This is a genomic window from Dyella jejuensis (assembly GCF_044904675.1).
Classification (GTDB): Bacteria; Pseudomonadota; Gammaproteobacteria; order Xanthomonadales; family Rhodanobacteraceae; genus Dyella_B; species Dyella_B jejuensis.
This window is the reverse complement of record NZ_JADIKJ010000002.1, coordinates 1-19654: the sequence shown is the minus strand read 5'-3', so window position 1 is coordinate 19654 and position 19654 is coordinate 1. Positions and strand designations below refer to the sequence as shown.

Annotated in this window: 19 protein-coding genes and 2 pseudogenes; 15 read left to right on the top strand and 6 right to left on the bottom strand. The window is 63.7% G+C overall.

Annotation, left to right across the window (positions count from 1 at the left end):
• From ISP15_RS01715 to recO, 4 genes are all read left to right on the top strand, one after another.
• The gene (locus ISP15_RS01715; protein WP_404545309.1) at nucleotides 1–483 is read left to right on the top strand and encodes a DUF4845 domain-containing protein; all 483 of its coding nucleotides are present in this window, start codon (nucleotides 1–3) and stop codon (nucleotides 481–483) included.
• 8 nt (nucleotides 484–491) lie between these two features.
• Complete coding sequence (gene rnc / locus ISP15_RS01710) at nucleotides 492–1151, top strand: ribonuclease III (RefSeq protein ID WP_404544417.1); 660 nt, start codon at nucleotides 492–494, stop codon at nucleotides 1149–1151.
• Nucleotides 1152–1269: 118 nt separating this feature from the next.
• Nucleotides 1270–2205 (top strand): GTPase Era, encoded by a 936-nt coding sequence (gene era, locus ISP15_RS01705; RefSeq protein ID WP_404544414.1) that lies wholly within the window; start codon nucleotides 1270–1272, stop codon nucleotides 2203–2205.
• Between the two features lie 48 nt (nucleotides 2206–2253).
• Nucleotides 2254–2964: a DNA repair protein RecO gene (recO, locus tag ISP15_RS01700; protein WP_404544411.1), complete on the top strand. Its 711-nt coding sequence runs from the start codon at nucleotides 2254–2256 to the stop codon at nucleotides 2962–2964.
• A gap of 5 nt (nucleotides 2965–2969) precedes the next feature.
• Here recO and ISP15_RS01695 read toward each other — a convergent pair whose 3' ends face one another.
• The gene (locus ISP15_RS01695) at nucleotides 2970–3692 is read right to left on the bottom strand and encodes a response regulator (protein ID WP_404544408.1); all 723 of its coding nucleotides are present in this window, start codon (nucleotides 3690–3692) and stop codon (nucleotides 2970–2972) included.
• Between the two features lie 47 nt (nucleotides 3693–3739).
• Here ISP15_RS01695 and ISP15_RS01690 point away from each other — a divergent pair, with 47 nt between their 5' ends.
• From ISP15_RS01690 to ISP15_RS01660, 7 genes are all read left to right on the top strand, one after another.
• Complete coding sequence (locus tag ISP15_RS01690; RefSeq protein ID WP_404544405.1) at nucleotides 3740–5761, top strand: translocation/assembly module TamB domain-containing protein; 2022 nt, start codon at nucleotides 3740–3742, stop codon at nucleotides 5759–5761.
• A 124-nt stretch (nucleotides 5762–5885) separates the two neighbouring features.
• A complete protein-coding gene (rlmD, locus tag ISP15_RS01685) occupies nucleotides 5886–7199 on the top strand; it encodes a 23S rRNA (uracil(1939)-C(5))-methyltransferase RlmD (RefSeq protein WP_404544401.1) in 1314 nt (437 codons plus the stop codon).
• Between the two features lie 9 nt (nucleotides 7200–7208).
• Nucleotides 7209–7739 (top strand): CYTH domain-containing protein, encoded by a 531-nt coding sequence (locus ISP15_RS01680; protein ID WP_404544399.1) that lies wholly within the window; start codon nucleotides 7209–7211, stop codon nucleotides 7737–7739.
• Nucleotides 7739–8740 (top strand): beta-N-acetylhexosaminidase, encoded by a 1002-nt coding sequence (nagZ, locus tag ISP15_RS01675; RefSeq protein WP_404544397.1) that lies wholly within the window; start codon nucleotides 7739–7741, stop codon nucleotides 8738–8740. Before ISP15_RS01680 ends, nagZ begins: the two co-directional genes overlap by 1 nt.
• Before the next feature lie 10 nt (nucleotides 8741–8750).
• Entirely contained in the window at nucleotides 8751–9314 is a 564-nt protein-coding gene (locus ISP15_RS01670) for a hypoxanthine-guanine phosphoribosyltransferase (protein ID WP_404544395.1), read from the top strand.
• A 102-nt stretch (nucleotides 9315–9416) separates the two neighbouring features.
• Nucleotides 9417–10166, top strand: a complete 750-nt coding sequence (locus ISP15_RS01665; protein ID WP_404544394.1) for an S-methyl-5'-thioinosine phosphorylase — start codon at nucleotides 9417–9419, stop codon at nucleotides 10164–10166.
• Nucleotides 10167–10328: 162 nt separating this feature from the next.
• Nucleotides 10329–10535 carry a cold-shock protein gene (locus ISP15_RS01660; protein WP_126672720.1) on the top strand — a complete coding sequence of 69 codons (207 nt, stop codon included), beginning with the start codon at nucleotides 10329–10331 and terminating at the stop codon, nucleotides 10533–10535.
• Between the two features lie 132 nt (nucleotides 10536–10667).
• Here the strand turns inward: ISP15_RS01660 and ISP15_RS01655 are convergent, their stop codons facing one another.
• The 3 genes from ISP15_RS01655 to ISP15_RS01645 all read right to left on the bottom strand — a co-directional run bounded on the left by ISP15_RS01655 (nucleotide 10668) and on the right by ISP15_RS01645 (nucleotide 14313).
• Entirely contained in the window at nucleotides 10668–12440 is a 1773-nt protein-coding gene (locus tag ISP15_RS01655; RefSeq protein ID WP_404544391.1) for an ABC transporter transmembrane domain-containing protein, read from the bottom strand.
• Nucleotides 12441–12467: 27 nt separating this feature from the next.
• On the bottom strand, nucleotides 12468–13619 hold the full coding sequence (locus ISP15_RS01650; RefSeq protein WP_404544388.1) for an acyltransferase family protein: 1152 nt from the start codon (nucleotides 13617–13619) through the stop codon (nucleotides 12468–12470).
• Nucleotides 13620–13716: 97 nt separating this feature from the next.
• Nucleotides 13717–14313: an IMPACT family protein gene (locus ISP15_RS01645; protein ID WP_404544386.1), complete on the bottom strand. Its 597-nt coding sequence runs from the start codon at nucleotides 14311–14313 to the stop codon at nucleotides 13717–13719.
• A 76-nt stretch (nucleotides 14314–14389) separates the two neighbouring features.
• On the opposite strand from ISP15_RS01645, the gene ISP15_RS01640 reads away from it, so the two are divergent.
• Entirely contained in the window at nucleotides 14390–15148 is a 759-nt protein-coding gene (locus ISP15_RS01640) for a YdcF family protein (protein WP_404544384.1), read from the top strand.
• Nucleotides 15149–15211: 63 nt separating this feature from the next.
• Here ISP15_RS01640 and ISP15_RS01635 read toward each other — a convergent pair whose 3' ends face one another.
• A complete protein-coding gene (locus ISP15_RS01635) occupies nucleotides 15212–16273 on the bottom strand; it encodes an NAD(P)-dependent alcohol dehydrogenase (protein ID WP_404544382.1) in 1062 nt (353 codons plus the stop codon).
• Between the two features lie 203 nt (nucleotides 16274–16476).
• On the opposite strand from ISP15_RS01635, the gene ISP15_RS01630 reads away from it, so the two are divergent.
• On the top strand, nucleotides 16477–17415 hold the full coding sequence (locus tag ISP15_RS01630) for an AraC family transcriptional regulator (protein WP_404544380.1): 939 nt from the start codon (nucleotides 16477–16479) through the stop codon (nucleotides 17413–17415).
• A gap of 52 nt (nucleotides 17416–17467) precedes the next feature.
• Here the strand turns inward: ISP15_RS01630 and ISP15_RS01625 are convergent, their stop codons facing one another.
• On the bottom strand, nucleotides 17468–18898 hold the full coding sequence (locus tag ISP15_RS01625; protein ID WP_404544378.1) for an aldehyde dehydrogenase family protein: 1431 nt from the start codon (nucleotides 18896–18898) through the stop codon (nucleotides 17468–17470).
• A 358-nt stretch (nucleotides 18899–19256) separates the two neighbouring features.
• Between ISP15_RS01625 and ISP15_RS01620 the strand changes: the two are divergent.
• Nucleotides 19257–19478 (top strand): annotated as a pseudogene (locus ISP15_RS01620) (leucine zipper domain-containing protein); the annotation flags it as partial.
• A gap of 69 nt (nucleotides 19479–19547) precedes the next feature.
• A pseudogene (locus ISP15_RS01615) lies at nucleotides 19548–19654 on the top strand (IS481 family transposase); the annotation flags it as partial.

Here is a 19654-nt window from a genome sequence, read left to right as displayed (position 1 = left end):
ATGTCGCTGGCGAGACGCGCGCCGACCGGGCAAAGTACGCCCTATCGGGTTTATCCGGAACAGGGCGCGCCGCGTCGGCGGCATAGCGAGGGGACTATGAAATCGAAGCATGCGGGCATCACGTTGATTTCCTTTCTCATTGTGGTGCTGGTGGCTGGCTTTTTCGCCTATATGGCGATGAAACTGGTTCCTGCCTACACCGAATTCATGGGCGTGCAAAAAGCCATGGGCGAGATGGCCGGCGAAAACAACGACGGCAAATCGTTCGAGGAAATCCGCCGCGATCTTATTCGCAAGATGGATTACCAATATGTAAGCGACGGTACCGTGCAGCCCGGTGATATCTCGATCGGGCAGGGAGCGCAAGGCACGGAACTGCGCGTGGCCTACGACAAGGACATCCCCTTCGTGTACAACATCGACTTCCTCGTCCACTTCGAAAAAAGTGTGCCCATAACGGGCAATATCGCTGCACCCAATTAAGCCCCACAGTGGAACTGACTTATACCTTTCGCGATGCCGCGCTGGTCGCCCTGGCCCTCACCCACCGCAGCGCAGGCAAGCCCAACAACGAGCGCATGGAATTCCTTGGCGATGCATTGCTCGGCGCCATCGTCGCGGAGATGTTGTACGAAACGCACCCCAAGGCCACCGAAGGCGAAATGTCGCGCTTGCGCGCGCAGTTGGTGAACGGGCAGGCACTGGCGGTCATGGCGCGCGAGCTGGAACTCGGCGAACGCCTGAAGCTCGGCTCGGGTGAACTCAAGAGTGGCGGTTTCCGGCGCGATTCCATTCTTGCCGACGCCTTCGAGGCACTGGTGGCCGCGGTTTACCTGGACGGGGGCTTCGAAGCATGCCGGGACACCGTGCGCGGCTTGTTTGCCAATCGCGTGGCCGCCTTGCCGCGTTCCTCCAAGGATGCCAAGACCCGGCTGCAGGAATGGTTGCAGGCACAAGGATGGCCGTTACCGCAGTATGAGCTGGTGGCGACGGAAGGCGAGGATCACGCACGCATCTTTGATGTGAACTGCGTGGTTACCCAGCCGGTATCCATTTCCGCCCCGGGCCGGGGCAACAGCCGGCGGCTTGCCGAGCAGGATGCCGCCGAGGTGGTATTGAGCCGGCTGCGGGTTGCCCAGGACGGGCATTGACCGACGGCGGCTTGCCGTTTCGACCTTAACCGTTTGCTGGCGCATCGCGCTATCCAGTGGCGTTCGCGAGCGCGCGGCGCCATGCTTGTCCCCGCCTATCGAAGAGTGCCTGCGTACCATGAACGACGAACGCGATGAGATCGCCGAAAACGAGTTGCCGCATCCAAATTTCCGCTGCGGCTTCGTGGCGCTGGCCGGCCGGCCGAACGTGGGCAAGTCGACCTTGCTCAACGCGCTGATCGGTTTTCGCCTGTCGATCGTCAGCCCGCGGCCGCAGACCACTCGCCATCGGATCCTGGGCATCGCCACCAGCGAAGCAGGCCAGATTCTCTACGTCGATACACCCGGCCTGCATCGCGGCGCCAAGCGCGCCATGAACCGCAGCCTCAACCGCGCCGTGCGTTCTGCCATCGGCGAGGTGGAACTGGCTGCCCAGGTCATCGAGGCAGGACGCTGGACGGATGAGGACGAAGCACTTTACGAAGCCCTTGCCGAACAGAAGATCCCGCGCCTGCTGGTCATCAACAAGGTCGACCTCAGCAAGGACAAGACCGCCTTGTTGCCCTTCGTCGCCGAGCTATCCGAAAAACATCATTTCGATGCCATCCACTATGTCAGTGCGCTCAAGCGCAAGGGCCTGGATGCATTGAGCCGCGATATCCTCGACCGGTTGCCGGTGCGCGCGCCGATGTTCGGCGAAGACGAAATCACCGATCGCAGCGAACGCTTCCTGGCGGCCGAAATGGTGCGCGAACAACTGATGCTGCGGCTGGACCAGGAATTGCCTTACGCCACCACCGTGGAGATCGAACAGTTCGTGGACCGTCCGGACGGGGTAGCGGAAATCCATGCCGTGGTCTGGGTGGAGCGCGATGGCCAGAAAGCCATCGTCATCGGCCAGGGCGGCGCGCAGCTGAAAGCCATCGGTACCGCGGCGCGGCGCCACATGGAGCGCATGTTCGACCGCAAGGTATTTCTCAAGCTATGGGTCAAGGTGCGCGAGGGCTGGGTAGACGACGAAGCTGTCCTCAAGCAATTTGGCTATACCGACTGACAGGCGAAGAGCAGGGCGCAACGGTCTCGCTTACACCTGCGGCTATCCATGTTCCTCGAACAGCAACCAGCCTATGTGCTGCATACGCGCCCTTATCGGGAAACGTCGCTGCTGCTCGAATGCCTGACCCGCGACCACGGCCGCCTCGGCGTGGTGGCTCGCGGCGTGCGAAGCCAGCGAAGCCGCCTCCAGCGCTCGCAGCTCGAGCCGTTCCAGCCGTTGGTGCTGGATCTGCACATGCGCGGCGAACTGGCCTCCCTGCGCGGAGCCGAATCCGCGGCGCTGCCGCTGCGGCTCGTGGGTGATGCGGGTATTGCCGGCCTTTACGTCAACGAGTTAGTGGTGCGTTTGACCGAGCGCCAGGACCCGCACGCTTCGCTCTATGCTGCCTATGCACAGACGCTTGCACGCCTGGCTGCCGGAGAAGCGCTGGCGTGGCAATTACGGCGTTTCGAGCGCGACCTGCTGGCCGCGCTCGGCTATGCGCTGCAGCTCGATACCGATGCAGATAGCGGTGAACCGCTGCAGGCCGATGCGTTGTATGCGTATCGTCCGGAGCATGGCCCGGTATTGTGCCGCGCCAACGATCCGCATGCCTTGCGCGGGGGCGATCTGCGCGCACTGCTTGAAGACCGGATGCCCGATCCGCAGGGATTGCATGCCCTGCGCGGCATGATGCGCGCATTGATCCGGTTTCACCTGGGCGGCGTCGAGCTGCGTGCATGGCGGGTCTTGCGCGGCGCGCTCACCCGTCGCTGACGGGTTTATGGCGTTTCCAGTGCCTCGCTTGTCCGCAGCAGCGCGCGCCGGAAGTCCATCAGCGGCAACATCGCGCCGCGATGGCCCAGCCGCAGGTGACGCTGCAAGGAAACGATCTGTCCGGATAACGATGCCGCGCCGCAGAAGCCGCACGATGAGCGCAGTTTGTGCAAACGCGCTTCCAGCGCCTTGGCATCCGTACCCAAGTCATCCAGTTCCAGGCAAAGCGTCTGCAGTTCCTGCCGGAACAGGCCGCGTAATGCTTGCACTACGGCGGGTGTACCGCTGGCACGCAAGGCGAGCTCGTCGTCCAGCAAAGGCAGGTGCCGGGGTTGGGGTGCGGCCAGCGCCAAGGCGTCTTGCAGCTCCTGCATTCCACAGGGCTTGAGCAGTACGGCATCGAAGCCAGCAGCCAGCAAGGCGCGCTGCTCGTGGGTATCGAGTTCGGCGCTACTGGCGATGGCGGGGGTGCCCACCGATCCGGCCGACGGGTCCTGGCGCAGGGCGGCCAATACCTCGAGCGCCCCGGCGAGTGGCATCCGGCAGTCGAGTATCAGCAGATCAAAAGATTCGTCGCGCGCCAGTTGCAGGGCTTCGCCGCCATCCGCGGCTAGCGCGACGTTGACGCCGAGCTGGCTCAACGCCTCGCCCAGAAAGCTGCGGCTGATCGCATCGTCATCGGCTACCAGAACGCTGGGCTTGACGCAGGGACGGTCGGAATACGGCATGGGATTGTGTCCACATCGTTCAGCTTAGTTTGGCAGAATGGGCTGACATGTTTTGCACATCCTGCCGTCTGATCATCCTCTACGCCATCCTGGTCCTCTCGTGGACGGCGCCCGCCTGGGCGGATACCGTCGTGATGGCCAAACGGATCGACCTGCCAGGCGGCAGCTTGTTCGATGTGCGGGCAAAGCTCATGCCCGGCGCCGACCCGGATACGTTGCAGCTCAGCCTCCACGCAGGCAAAGCGGACATTCCCAGCCTCGGCTGGCGGCGGATCGGCCTGGCCCTGGACGGCAACCTGCGCCGCGATCTACAGATGCGCTGGGTGTTCAGCGGCACGTTGCGGCTCATCGATGTGCCCGGTGGCGCGCTTGGCAATGCCGCGGTCAACGTGGTGGTGGACGCCTCCGCCAACACATTGCAGGTCGACGCCGACCAGGGCCCGGCGCATATCGACACAGCCTTTCCGCTGGACCAGCCAACTCACGCCCAGGTCAATCTACGCAGCCTGCCTGCTGGCTGGGTGCAGGGACTGCTTGGCACGGTCTGGACCGGCATGCGCATCGCAGGAGGCAAGCTGGATGCCGAGCTTGCCGTGGACATGCGCAACGAGGGTTTCCAATCGTCCGGCGATTTCACCGTATCCGACCTCAAATACGCCACCCCCTCAGGCACTATCGCGGGGCAGGGCCTGGCCGCTCGGGCGCGTTTCTCGCTCGATGCCACGTCCCATCCGGCACAACTGGCCCTCAATGGCGGCATACATGGCGGGGAGCTACAGCTCGGGCCGGTGCATGCGCACCTGCCTGCCCACGACGTAGTGCTTGATTTCGACGCTAGCTCCGAACGCGGTGCACTGAACATCACCCGGTTGCATTTGGATGATGCCGACGCGCTCCAGCTGGATGGCGTGCTCGCCATCGACGCGAAGGGCAATTTGCAAAAACTGAAACTGGACCGTTTCCAGGCGCGCTTTCCTGCCGCCTACGATCGATACGGCCAGCCATGGCTCGACAGCGCCGCCGTACCCGACTTGCATAGCGCCGGACAGCTCAGCGGGCACGTCGATTACGCCGCCGACAACTGGCGCAGCTTCGCCTTCCATACCGACGGACTCGACATCGCCGATAGCAGTGGCCTGCTACAGGCTAATGGCCTGCGCGGCGAACTGGACTGGTCCGCGCAAGGCGACAAGCCGGCGACCACGCTCGCCTGGGACCACCTGACGCTGCACCAGCTGGACCTGGGCGCGGGGCAATCGCGCTGGCGCAGCCATGGCGGCGGCCTGATTCTGCAGTCGCCGCTGGACCTGTCGCTGCTGAAGGGACAAGTGCGACTCAGTGCGCTGGCATGGTATCCCGCCGCACCAAAGTCCGAGCGTTTGAATGTTGCCGCCAGCGTGGCTGGCATCGACATGGCGGCGCTCGACCAGACACTGGGCTGGACGCCATTTGCCGGTACGCTGGACGGCACGATTTCCTCCGTGCAGTGGACCGGCGATCGCTACGCCTTGGACGGCGCGCTGACGATCAAGGCTTTCAATGGTACGGCCGTGCTTGGGCAGCTTGCCGTGCAGCAGCCGTTGAGCGCCGATGCCGTGCTGATGGGCAATCTCACGTTGCACCGGCTGGACCTGGCCGCGCTCACCAGCACGTTCAACTTCGGTGACATGACGGGACAACTGGATGGCTCGATCAATGGCCTGCAACTCGCGGGCGGCGGCCCGGTGGCGTTCCAGGCCGCCCTGCTTGCCCAGGGCGGCGGAAAGATCAGTCTACGTGCCGCCAACAACCTTTCCGTGCTTACCGGCGGAAGTCCTGTCAACGGCCTGCAAGGCGCGGTGCTGAAGCTTTTCAAGGCCGCCAGCTACAAACGGATCGGGCTCAACAGCAACTTGCATGACGGCGTGTGCAGCATGAGCGGCCTGGCAACAGATGCCAATGGCTATACCGTTGTTGAAGGCAGCGGCTTGCCCTATCTGCGCGTGGTGGGCAATCAATCCCGGATCGAATGGCCGCAACTGCTGCATCGCCTCAAGGCGGCGGTGCAGGGCGCCACCGCGGAACGCTAGGCGAGCGGACGGGTGCCGGCTGGTATCATGCGCCAGTAGCCCGGATGACTGCCGTGCTTCGAATCCATTTCCTTTTCATTCGCCTGGATCGGCCGGTCCGGGCGCGATGCTTTCCAAGAGTGCGATGAACGAGTTTGAAGTCTCCATTACCGATTTGAGCCACGACGGACGGGGCGTCGCCCGGATCGACGGCAAAACGGTATTCGTCAGTGGCGCGCTGCTCGGCGAGCAGGTGCGCATGCGCATGCGCAAACGCCACCGCCATTTCGACGAAGCCGAAACCATCCAGGTGATTACGCCGTCGCCCCATCGCGTGGCGCCGCGCTGCGGTCATTTCGGGCAATGCGGCGGCTGTTCGTTGCAGCACCTGGACGCCGCCGCGCAGATCGAAGCCAAGCAACGTGTGCTGATGGATAACTTTGCGCGCATCGGCAAAGTGGAACCCGAAAGCTGGCTGCCGCCGCTTACCGACGAGCCGTGGGGCTATCGCCGCAAAGGACGCCTGTCGGTACGCGCGGTAGCCAAGAAAGGGCGGGTGCTGGTTGGCTTTCGCGAAGAAAGCAATCCGCGTTTCGTTGCCGATATATCGCACTGCGATGTTGTCCACCCCGCCTTGGGCCCGAAGATCGGCCTGCTCGGCGAACTGGTCGGCGGCATGGATGCGGCAGCCGATATCGCGCAGATCGAATTCGCCGCCGGCGACGAAACGGTTGCGCTGGTTTTCCGTCACCTCAAGCCGTTGAGCGAAAGCGATCGCACAAAGTTGATCGCGTTCGGACAACAACATGGTTTCGCGATCTACCTGCAGCCCGGCGGCGTGAGCAGCGTGCATGCGTTGTGGCCCGAGCACCCGCGGCTTGCGTTCCGCATTCCGGTGGGCCTGGGCATCGATGATGTCGAACTGGAATTCCAGCCGCTGGACTTCGTGCAGGTGAACGCCGGCATGAATCGCCGCATGATGGCGCGCACGCTGGAACTGCTCGATCCACAAGCGCAGGATCGGGTGCTGGACCTGTTTTGCGGCCTGGGCAATTTCACCTTGCCGCTGGCGCGCCGCGTGGCTGAAGTCACCGGCGTGGAAGGCGAGCATGGATTAGTGGCGCGCGCCGCCGAGAACGCCGCGCGCAACGGCATCGCCAACGCCCATTTCCATGTTGCGAACCTGTTCGAAGACCAGCGCAGCAGCGAATGGGCGCGCAAGCCCTGGGACAAGCTGCTGCTCGATCCGCCGCGCGCCGGCGCGGACAAGGTGCTCGATTACCTGCCGCACAAGGACACCGGGCGCATCGTCTACGTTTCCTGCCATCCGGCCTCGCTCGCGCGCGATGCCGGCATCCTGGTTGGTCAGCATGGATTTCGCTTGCGGTCGGCCGGTGTGATGGACATGTTCCCGCATACCGCCCACGTGGAATCCATTGTGTTGTTCGAACGCAGGTAACATCGGCGCATGGGTATCGAGATCGAACGCAAGTTTCTGCTCGCCAGCGATGATTGGCGAACGTCGGTAACGCACAGCATGTCCATCGCGCAGGGCTACCTGGTCGGTGTGCGTGCCCTGCGCGAAGGCGCCGCGCGCGCATCGGTGCGCGTGCGCGTCAGTGGCGAACAGGCTTGGCTCAACATCAAGTCGGTGGAGCTAGGCGTGTCGCGCGCCGAATACGAATTGCCGCTGCCGCTGGCGGATGCGCAATCCATGCTTGGAACCTTGTGCGATAGCGTGCTGGAAAAAATCCGCCACCATGTCGAGATCGACGGCTGGCTGTTCGAGATCGACGAATTCCTCGGCGACAATCGCGGGCTGGTCGTGGCCGAAATCGAATTGCCTGCCGTCGATGCCGTTTTTCCGCGTCCGGCCTGGCTGGGTCGTGAAGTCAGCGAACTGGCGCGCTACTACAACGTGAATCTGATCGAACGTCCGTTCGTCCATTGGAATGCGGTCGAGCGCGATGCACTCGATGCAACACCGGGGACGGCCTGATGTTGTTGATTGGTATCGCTGGAACCACGTTGCTGCCACACGAGCGGGCATGGCTGACCGCGCGCGGAGTTGCCGGCGTCATTCTGTTTTCGCGCAATTACACCGGCCGCGATCAGTTGCTGGCCTTGGTGGAATCGATCCGCGAGGTGGCCGGCGACGCCTGCCTGATCGCCGTCGACCAGGAAGGCGGTCCTGTGCAGCGCTTCCGCGACGGCTTCACGCGCTTGCCCGCGCTGGCGAAGATCGGTGCCGTGTACGATCGCGACCCCGCCCAGGCCGTGCGCCTGGCCGAGGAACATGCCTGGGTCATGGCCAGCGAGCTGCGCGCCAGCGGTATTGATTTCAGTTTCGCCCCGGTGGCCGACCTGGCGCGCGGCAACGAAGCCATCGGTATGCGCGCGTTCCATGCCGATCCGGACATTGCCGGCGAACTGCTCCAGGCTTACGTGCGTGGCATGCACCTCGGCGGCATGGCCGCCGTGCTCAAGCATTTTCCCGGCCATGGTTCGGTAGCGACGGACACACACAAGGCGCAGGCGATCGACCCGCGGCCATGGGAACAGATCCAGCGCCATGATCTGCGGCCGTTCCTGGAAGCGTTTCCGGCGCATGCCGAAGCCGTCATGATGGCGCACGTGGTCTATCCCGCCGTGGACGACCGGCCGGCCGGCTATTCCCGCCGCTGGATCCAGACGATCTTGCGCGAACAACTCGGTTTCCAGGGCGTCGTGATCAGCGACGACATCAGCATGGCCGCGGCCGGCATTGCCGGCGGCATCGCCGAACGTGTGCGCGGGCACCTGGAAGCCGGCTGCGACCTGGTCCTGGCGTGTTTCCCCGAGGTGGTGGAGGAGGCAATGGCCGCCATGCCCGAACCTTCCCGCGCCAGCCAGCAGCGTATGGCAAGCTTGCGCGGCGCTATCGGCGCCAGTTGGGCCGGTCTGCTCGACAATCCGCAACGCGACCGCTTTGTCGGCCGCATCACCGCCCTGGATCAGTGAGGATTCCGCCATGCATTCATCCCAGCCAACCCCGGCGGTGCCGACCCTGGCCGCCGCGCTGCTCAACGCCGACATCCTGTTCGAACGCGAGGAACTGGATACGCTGATCGCCGACATGGGACGTGCCATCGATGTGGCGCTCGACGGCGAGCGCGCGGTGTTCCTTACCGTGATGAACGGCGCGTTGATGTTCGGCGGCCAACTGGCGTTGTCGATCCGCACCGACCTGGAGTTTGACTACGTGCATGCCACCCGCTATCGCGGCACGACCGCCGGCAGCCAATTGCACTGGCTGCGCGAACCCACGGCGTCGCTGCAGGGACGCACCGTGCTGCTGGTGGATGACATTCTCGACGAAGGCCACACTCTCAAGGCGGTGCGCGACGATTGCTTGCGCCGCGGAGCCCGGCGCGTGCTGGTGGCGACGTTGTGTCGCAAGCTGCATGGCCGCTGCGTCGAAGGGATCCAGAGCGATTTCAACGGGGTCGAATTGCCCGATCGCTATGTGTTCGGTTATGGCATGGATTATTACGAGCAAGGCCGGAACCTGCCGGGGATCTATGCGTTGAAGTGATGCAGGAGCAGGCACTTCCTGCCCGCCTCAAACGCATCGTTTTTGCATCGCCGCATTCCAACGCCGCTCGTCGCTTCTTTGTTTCCTGTTCTGGAATCCTTTATGACCCATCCCATCGACTTGGCCGTGATCGGCGGCAGCGGCCTGTACCAATTCCCGGGCCTGACCAACACCTCGCGCCAGCGCATCGATACCCCGTATGGGCCGGCTTCCGGCGACGTAGTGACCGGGGACTTCGCCGGCCGGCGCATCGCCTTTCTTGCGCGCCATGGCGAAAGCCATAGCTTGCCTCCGCACCGGGTGAACTACCGCGCCAACCTGTGGGCGTTGCACCACCTGGGCGCGCGCCAGGTCGTCGGCGTCAATGCGGTGGGGGGGATCCGTGGCGATATGGGGCCGCGCGTGATCGTGGTGCCGGACCAGGTCATCGACTATACCCATGGCCGTTTTACCAGCTTCTGCGACGTGGACGGCGCCGAAGTCAGGCATATCGATTTCAGTGAACCGTACACGGCCTCGCTGCGCCTGGCCCTGCTCGATGCGGCAAACAAAGCGGGCATTGCCGCGATCGACGGCGGCTGCTACGGCGCTACCCAGGGCCCGCGCCTGGAAACCCGCGCGGAGATCGCCCGCATGAAGCGCGACGGCTGCGATCTGGTCGGCATGACCGGCATGCCCGAGGCAGCGTTGGCGCGCGAGCTGGGGCTCGATTATGCGTGCCTGGCCCTGGTTGCCAATTTTGCCGCCGGCTGCGGGGACGAGGCAGAAATCAGCATCGAGGAAATCTTCGCGCACCTGAAGGCGGCCACCGAGGCGGTGCCGCCGATCCTGGCCGAACTGCTCAAAAGCTAAGCAGCCGGCCAGGCCTGGATCGAGCCTGACGCAGGCGCATATTGCGCTTTAACTGAAAACATGCAGATACTTTCTCCCGTGCCAGGGGCGGCGGACCTAGGGGTAGAGGTGGTTCTCGCAAAGACTTGGTGCATCCAGTCCTTAGATTCAGAGGTTCACGCAATGCGTTTCGGTACGGTCAAGTGGTTCAACGACGCCAAGGGTTTCGGATTCATCGCACCCGAGGACGGCGGGGAGGACGTGTTTGTCCACTTCTCAGCGATCAATTCCAAGGGCTTCCGTAGCTTGCAGGAAGGCCAGCGCGTGAAGTTCGAAGTTACCCAGGGCCCCAAGGGTGCCCAGGCTTCAGGGGTCGAACTCGCGGTCTGATCAACCCGTCGTATGCAGTTCCGGGAAAGCCTCGCCTCGTGCGGGGCTTTCTCTTTTCAGGGATTCCCGCGGCATCCATCCATGCACGGGCGCGCGCAGCCGGTTTGATGCCGATACGCGGGCGACGGCCCTTCAGACCACGAACTGCAATCTTGCCAGTTCGGCATACAAGCCTTGTTCCGCCAACAGGCTTTCATGCGTGCCTTGCGCCACGATGCGGCCGCCATCCATCACGACGATGCGATCCGCACGTTGCACGGTCGCCAGGCGATGGGCGATCACCAGCGTCGTGCGGCCTTTTTCCAGCCGTTCCAGGGCTTGCTGGATGGCTGCTTCCGATTGCGCATCCAGCGACGAAGTGGCTTCGTCCAGCAACAGCAGGGGCGCATTGCGCAGGATCGCACGCGCAATGGCAATGCGCTGGCGCTGGCCACCGGACAGGCGCACGCCGCGTTCGCCCAGTTCCGCGCCGTAACCGTCCTGCAGCAGTTGGATGAAGTCGTGCGCCTCGGCGGCGCGGGCGGCGGACCGCACTTCCTCGTCGCTGGCATCTTGCCGGCCGAAGCGGATGTTGTCGGCGGCGGTGCCGCCGAAGATCACCGTTTCCTGCGGCACCAGCGCGATCGCGCCGCGCAATCCAGGCAAGGTCAGCGCGCGCAGATCGACGCCGTCGAAGGTGATGCGCCCGCGTTGCGGATCATAGAAGCGCAGCAGCAAGGCAAATACCGTGCTCTTGCCTGCGCCGGAAGGTCCAACCAATGCCACCGTTTCGCCCGGCCGGATATCCAGATCGAAATGATGCAGCGCGGGTGCATCCGGTCGTGTGGGGTAGTGGAATTGGACGCCCTCGAAACGCAGCGCACCGCGTACCGGTTGCGGCAACGCCGACGGATGCGGCGGGTCCGCGATCGTTGCCTGCTCGCCGAACAATTCGCCGATCCGTTCCATTGCGCCAGCGGCCCGCAACACATCGCCCCATACGTCGGAGAGGCCCATCATCGAGCCACCGGAAAGCATCGCGTACACCACGAACTGCGCCAGTACGCCAGCGTCCAGCGTGCCGGCCAGTACGTCGCGCGCGCCTGCCCACAGCACCAGCGTAATCGCGCCGAAGAACAGCACGATCACCACCGCGGTAAGCATGGTGCGCATGCTGATACGCCGGCGCGCCATGGCCAGGGCGCGGTCGATGGCCTGGGCATAGCGTGCGCTCTCGATGCCTTCGCGCGCATAGGCCTTGACCGCCGGCGCCGCATTGAGCGTTTCATTGGCAATCGCCGCCGTATCCGCCAGACGATCCTGACTGGCACGCGAAAGCTTCTGCACGCGACGTCCGAAAATCAGGATCGGCAGTACCACTGCCGGGATAACCAGCGCCGTGAGTCCGGCCAGGCGCGGGCTGGTCCAGATCATCGCGATCGTCGCGCCCACCAGCATCACGGCGCTACGCAGCGCCACCGAGATACCCGAGCCGACCAGGGCCTGCACGACCTCGGTATCGGTACCGAGCCGGGAGATCAGTTCGCCGACGCGATTGCGCTCGTAGAAGCCGACGTCCAGGCGGATCACGTGCGCGTACAATTTCGACCGCAAGGCCGCCAGCGTGCGTTCGCCCAGCAGCGAGATGCAGTAGAAACGCGCCGCGGTGGCGAAGGCCATCACCAGCGCCACCGCGAACAAACCCAGGAAGCTGTGGTTGATGGCGACCGTGCTGGAACCACGAAAGCCGTGGTCGATCATATGCCGCACCGCCATCGGCAGTACCAGCGTGGCGCCCGAGGAGATGCCCAGGAACACCAGCCAGCCTATCGCCAGCTTGCGGTGCGGTTTAACGAAGGGCCATAACAGGCGCAGCGAGCCGATGCGGCGAGGCGGCTTGGGATCGTTCGCTGGAGGCGTGCTCATGAGGTCTCGGCGCAATATGGACCGGATTCACATGGGGCTTTGGCCGGGTGATTCAATCGCCGCCGGCGATTCCAGCCCGCTTATTGCCGCCAGCGGCTTGGTGTTGCCGCGGTCGCGTAGGCGCAGCATCGGCCTTTCCACGCCATAGTGCAGCGCGGCGCCGATGCCAAGGATGGCGATGGCGTAGCAGGCGAAAGCACTCCAACCATGCACGTCCGGGCGAGCAGCCAGCGCCGTGGCCGTCGCATGCATGGCCAGCTTGTGGCTGAGATACAGGCTGTACGACATCGCGGCGATCCAGCTGGCGCCGGGTACTCGCCAGCGCCCGATGCTCTGGCGGCTCGTTGCGGCGATGACCAGCAGGGCGATGCCGAAGGAAAGCACCGGAAAGCCGAAGACGGAGGGCATCCATGCGGTGCGATCGCGGAACAGCCACATCGCTATGCCTGCGATCGCCAGGCCCGCGACAGCCAACTTATTGGCATGCCGCTGCAACTGCTGCCAGTGCACGGGCAAATACACCTGGATCGCCGCCAACGCCACGCCCGCGAGCAAGCCGTCGAGCCGGGTATAGGTCGGATAATAAATGGCTTCGAGATAATCCTTGCCGTAAAACGACGCAAAGCCGCGCGCCAGCATGCCGCCGACCACCACCACCGCGCCGATGCCTAGCGCGAGGCGCCGCGAAGGGCGGCGCGTCAACCACCACGCCAGCAACGGAAAGACCAGATAGAACTGCTCCTCGACGCACAGCGACCATGCATGCGAGAACGCCTGGTTATGCTGGTAGTCGATCAGCAAATTCAGCGTAAAGGTCAGGAATTGCCAGACAGGCTGCATGCCAGGCGCTTCGCGCCAGGCCGGGAACCATGCATACACTGCGAGCACGACCAGGAACGCAGGCAGGATGCGATATGCGCGGCGCCGGTAGAACTGGCCCAGGCCAAGCGGTTCGCCCAGGCGCAACGGCTGCAACAACTGATGGCCGATCAGATAACCGCTGAGCACGAAGAACAGGTCCACGCCCATCCATCCATCGTCGGCGATGCCTTGCAGCGGATAACCCAGGTGGGCGCCGACGATCCAGGAATGGAACAGCATCACCCATACGATGGCGATGGCGCGCAGCAGGTCGAGGCCGGGCAGGCGATGCATGATGTCCCCACTTTGGATGGGCATGCCGTTCGCGCCGGCACGCCGATGACATCGCGAGTGTAGATAAGTGATCTGCCACGACCAAGGCGGCCGTCGGTGTTTTCGATGACTGCGCCATGCCTTATTCGAGCGGATAGGCCTCACTGCGGCCACGGCTGATATCGACGATACGCATCCGGGCTTCGGATAGGCGGTCCTCTGGCAACCGCATGTGCAGCGTTACGCCATCGGTTCCGAAATGTTCCTGCTCGATCTCCGCGCCGAGATCCTTCAGGCGCGCTTTCATGCGCGGCAGGTTGCCGAATTCGCAACGCACGCCCAGCCGCGCCATCGCCACGATGGGCGCACGTTCGGCCAGGCGGAGGCATTCGGCCGCCGTGCCGCCATAGGCGCGCGCCAGGCCACCCGCGCCAAGCTTGATGCCGCCGTACCAGCGGGTGACCAGCACGACGACGCGATCGATACCTTGTCCCTCGATAGCCTGCAGAATCGGCCGGCCAGCCGTGCCGCCCGGTTCGCCGTCATCGTTGAAGCGATAGTCCTGGCCGATCCGATAGGCCCAGCAGTTGTGGGTGGCGGATGGATCGCTCGCTTCCTGCACGTAAGCCAGCGCTTGCTGCGACGTGCCCACCGGCATTGCCTGCGCCAGGAAGCGGCTCTTGCGAATGTCCTCGCTGTGGCGGCAGGCAGCGACCAGGGAATGCCATATCGGACTCATGTGCGCAGGTTAACCAATCGCAGCCAACGGTCATACGACTTGGGTTACCCTGCCGCCTTTTACACGGATGCGTCGCATGCTGCTCCTGTTGTTGCTGCTTTGCCTGCTTGGCTATGTCGTGGGGCGGTTCGGCCGGCGCCATGTGTCCTGGTTGTGCTATGGGCTGGCCGGCGTGCTTTTCATCGCCGCCAGTTGCGGCCCGCTGCCGGCATGGTTGCTCGTGCACCTGCAAGCGCCGTATGCGACGCGGCCGGATATCGCCTGGACACCGCGCAATGCGATCGTGGTGCTGGGATCAGGTACCACCAAGGTCGCCGGCACCGGACAAGTGGTGCCGAACATCTTTGCCGATGGCCGCATCCTGGAGGCCTACACGCTCTACCACGCATGCCGACAAAGCGAGGGCGATTGCAAACTGGTAGTGAGCGGCGGCGATCCGTTCCGCAACGGCGTTCCGGAGGCGACGGCCTACGCTGAAGTGCTGCAGGCGATGGGTGTGGAACGCACGGACCTGCTGCTGGAAACGCGCAGCATGAACACGTGGCAGAACGCGCAGTTCGTGCAGCCGATGCTCAAGGCCTATCAGGCGCAACGCATCGTGCTGGTGTCCTCGGCGGTGCATCTGCGCCGGGCACAGATATATTTCACGCACTTCGGCATCGATGCGACACCGGTGCGCGGCGATTACGAAGATGTACGCCTCACCCACTGGCCGAACGCCTTGAATCTTTCGCTGACGGACCTGGCCCTGCACGAATACCTCGGCGTGCTCATTTACCATATCTCCAGCGCGATGGGCTGGAGTGCGCCGCCCAGCCGGTACGGGGCGCCCTGAGTACCCTGCCTGACTGTTTCCTGCTGGCTGGATGGCGCGTTGCCATCCAGCCAGCGCACCTCGTCAGCCCTGGCGCTCCAGCGAAGCCAGGTCGATCACGAAGCGATAGCGCACGTCGCTCTTGAGCATGCGCGAATAGGCTTCGTTGATCTGCTGGATATCGATCATTTCCACGTCCGCGCCGATATTGTGCGCAGCGCAGAAATCCAGCATCTCCTGCGTTTCCGGTATGCCGCCGATCAGCGAGCCGGCCAGCGCGCGGCGGCCGAAGATCAGGCCGCCGGCATGCACCGGAGGATCGATCGGCTCCACCAGTCCAACCAGCACATGGACGCCGTCCAGCTTCAGCGTGGACAGGTAGGGATTGAGGTCGTGCTGATGGGGCACTGTGTCGAGGATGAAATCGAAACGCCCGGCAACCGCCGCCATCTGCTTCGCGTCGGTGGACAACACCACGTGATCGGCACCGAGCCGGCGAGCTTCTTTCTCCTTGCCGGGCGAACGGGTGAACAGCGTGACCTCCGCGCCCAGCGCCTTGGCGAACTTCAGGCCCATGTGGCCCAGGCCGCCCAGGCCGACGACGGCGACCTTGTGGTCCTTGCCGATCTTCCAGTGGCGCAGCGGCGACCAGGTGGTGATGCCGGCGCACAGCAGCGGCGCCGCCGATTTCGGGTCGAGCCCATCGGGCACGCGCAGCACGAACTTGTCGGACACCACGATGCGCTCGGAATACCCGCCGTAGGTCGGCAGGCCGTCGCGGCGGTCGGTGCTGTTGTAGGTGAAGGTGGCCACTTCCTTGCAGTACTGCTCCAGGCCCTGTGCGCAGGCATCGCAGTGCTGGCAGGAGTCGACCATGCAGCCAACGCCCACCAGCTCGCCCGGCTTGAACCCGGTGACCTGTTCGCCCACGGCGGCCACGCGCCCGATGATCTCGTGTCCTGGCACCATCGGGTAATGGCTGCCGCCCCATTCGTTGCGCGCCTGGTGGATATCCGAATGGCAAACGCCGCAATAAAGAATATCGATCACCACATCGTCCGCGCGCGGTTCGCGCCGTTCGAAGCGATGCGGTGCCAACGGTGTGGTGGCGGATTGCGCGGCGTAGCCGCGGATAGCGAGAGCCATGGGTTTCTCCTTCAAGGATGAAGATGGAGCGGCGGTGCGCAAGGAACGCGCCGACAGCGTGGAAGTATGCGCAGCACGGTGCGAACGCGGGTAGCCGAATCCTGCGAAATGCTTGCATGATCCTGCAAATGGCGTTCAGGACGATCGCCAACGTCCGTAGGAACAGGCAATCTATCGCGGTTCATTGAAGTTGGGTTTTGCTTATGAATAGCCAATTGAAGCCTGCCGAGCCATTTTCTCGCCTGGATCGGGATCGCGAGGAATTGACAGCCATCGTTGAACGATACGCGCGATCCGAAGGCCTCACGCCGACTGCGTGGCCGGCACTTTCGCTGTTCCGGGCCGATTCGCCCAGCGATCGCAGTTGCGCGATGTACGAGCCTTGCCTGGGCGTATTGCTGCAAGGTCACAAGCATATCTTGCTGGGCGAGGAACGCTTCGAGCAGGAAAACGGCCATTACCTGATCAATTCCATCGACGTGCCCGTATCGGCGCAAGTGATGCGCGCCTCTGCGCAGCAGCCATGCCTGTGCCTGACCTTGCGCCTGGATCCCGTGCGCATCGGGGAATGGCTGTCCGAGGTGAAACTGCCCAAGCCGGCCACGGCCACGGCGCGCGGGCTGGCCTTGAGCCCGCTCAGCACGGACGTGCTCGATCCCCTGCTGCGCCTGGTGCGCCTGCTCGATTCGCCGCGCGACCTGCCGCTGTTGGCGCCTTTGATCGAACGCGAGCTGATCTATCGCCTGCTCACCGGAGAGCAGGGCGCCAGCCTGGCGCAAATCGCGGCGGCGGGCGGGCAGGGGCAGCAGATCGCGCGGGCGATCCAATGGCTGAAGCAGTACTACAACAAGCCGCTGCGCATCAGCGATCTCGCCAGCATGGTGAACATGAGCGCGTCGTCGCTGCATCATCATTTCCGCGAGATCACCGCGATGAGCCCGCTGCAATACCAGAAGATGCTGCGCCTGCACGAGGCACGCCGCCTGCTGCTGACGGAAGGCTGCGATGTCGCCACGGCGGCGCACCGCGTGGGTTATGAAAGTCCTTCGCAGTTCAGCCGCGAATACAGCCGCCAGCATGGCGCGCCGCCGCTGCGGGACGTCACCAGGCTGCGCACCATGGCGCCGCTTGCCGCGGGATAGCGCAACGGGCAGTGATGATGGCGTGTGACGAGACATCCCGTGTACGTGCGCCTCAGGTTTCGCGCATCACCATCAGGCGCAATTCGGTCATGTCCTCGATCGCATAACGCACGCCCTCGCGGCCGATGCCGGAAAGCTTCACCCCGCCATAAGGCATGTTGTCCACCCGGAAACTGGGCACGTCGTTGACGATCACGCCGCCTTGCTCCAGCTCGTTCCACGCGCGCATCGCGTGCTCCAGGCTGTCGGTAAAAATGCCGGCCTGCAGGCCAAAGTCCGAATCGTTGACCATGTCGATGGCATCGTCGATATGCTTGAAGGGCGCGAGCAGGACAAAGGGGCCGAAGGCTTCCATGCGGTTCACCTTGGCGTCGTCGGGCACGTTTTCCATCACGGTGGCTTCGAGCATGTTGCCCTTGCGCTTGCCGCCGCACAGGAGCTTGCCACCGGCCTTGCGCGCTTCCTCGATCCAGTTTTCCAGGCGTTCGGCGGCAGCTTCGTCAATCATCGGGCCGAGGAACACGTCTTTGTTTTTCGGATCGCCCGCTTTCAGCTGCTTCACGGCTTCGACCAGATGCTTTTTCAGCAACTCATAGATCGATGCGTGCGCGTAGATGCGCTGCACGCTGATGCAGCTTTGCCCTGATTGGTAAAACGCGCCGAAGATCAATCGCTCGATCACCTGGTCCAGCCGTGGTTGCTGGTCGGCATCGACGATGCACGCGGCATTGCCGCCAAGTTCCAGTGTGACCTTCTTGCGCCCGGCCTGCGCCTTCAGGTCCCAGCCGACCTGTCCGCCGGTGAAGGAAAGCAGCTTCAGGCGCTCGTCCTCGACCAGCGGCGCGGCGCGCTTGCCATCCAGCGTAAGGATGGAGAAGGCGCCTTTGGGCAGGTCCGTTTCCGCCAGGACTTCGCCGATGATCAATGCGCCGATCGGCGTTTTCTCCGAGGGCTTCAACACGAACGGGCAGCCCGCCGCGATAGCCGGCGCAACTTTGTGCGCGACCAGGTTCAATGGGAAGTTGAAGGGCGTGATGAACGCCACCGGCCCCAGCGGCATGCGCCGGGTGTAGCCGCGATAGCCGTCCAGGCGCGACGCCAGCTCGAGGTTCAGCGTCTCGCCGTTAACGCGCACGGCTTCTTCGGCGGCAATGCGGAAGGTTTCGATCAGGCGCGTTACTTCGCCGCTGGCGTCCTTGATCGGCTTGCCCGCTTCGATACACAGCGCCATGGCCAGTTCATCGCGCCGCTCGGCGAAGCGCTGGGCGCAATGCAGCAGCACGGCCTGTCGCGCCCAGGGGCGAAAATTCTTCATGGGGCCGGCGGCTTTCACCGCCGCCTCGATCGCTTTTTCCGTGGCATCCGCTTCGGGTACCGCCACGCGGGTGGCTACCTTGCCGCTGTACTTGTCGTAGACCTCCATCATGGTCTTGGAGGTCTGCGGCTGATTGGCCAGGTAATAGGGATAGGTCTTTTCCAACATGGTCACTCCCGTTCGACGGCGCTCAAGAGATGGATTTCCACGTCGAGCACTTCATGGCTATCGGATAATCGATGGCGAGGTCTTTGCGCACATGCTCCAGCAGGGACTCACCGTGCGTCATCGGCTTCCGATGCTTTCATGGTCGCTTTCATGCATCGCCTCCTTGGTGGTAGGCGGATGCTATCTGTACCTTGATGTGCGATATGTGCGGGAAAGCGTTTTATTTGTGTGAATAAGCGGGCCCCGGTGGCACGCGGCAATCGGTCCCTAGGTGTTGCGATTCGATAGGTTGTTCATCCGGCTGTGGTGAAGGAAGCTGAGGTTGTCGAGACATCAGTAACCCGCGCCAGGGAACCGGATGAACAGCCATAAGCATGCCCGATTGACGTTGCAAGGTCGAAAGCGATTGATGATCCGTATCGCGGCCCATGGGGTNCGCACGGCCCGCAAGTGGCTGGCGCGTTATCGTGATGAAGGCCAAGCCGGATTGGTGGATCGTTCCAGTCGTCCGCGCCGATTGCGCGCGTCCCTGACGATCGACCAACGGGCCAAGGCGTGCGCGCTACGAAGCGAACGCCAGACCATTCGGGAGGTGGCCGGTCACGTCACCGCAGCAGTCTCCACCGTGCGACGTTGGCTCGCCAGCCAGGGCATGAACCGACTGCCACCGTTGCAGCCGCCGATGCCGATTCGCCGCTATGAACACGACGCCCCCGGTGACCTGCTGCACCTGGATATCAAGAAGCTGGGCCGGAT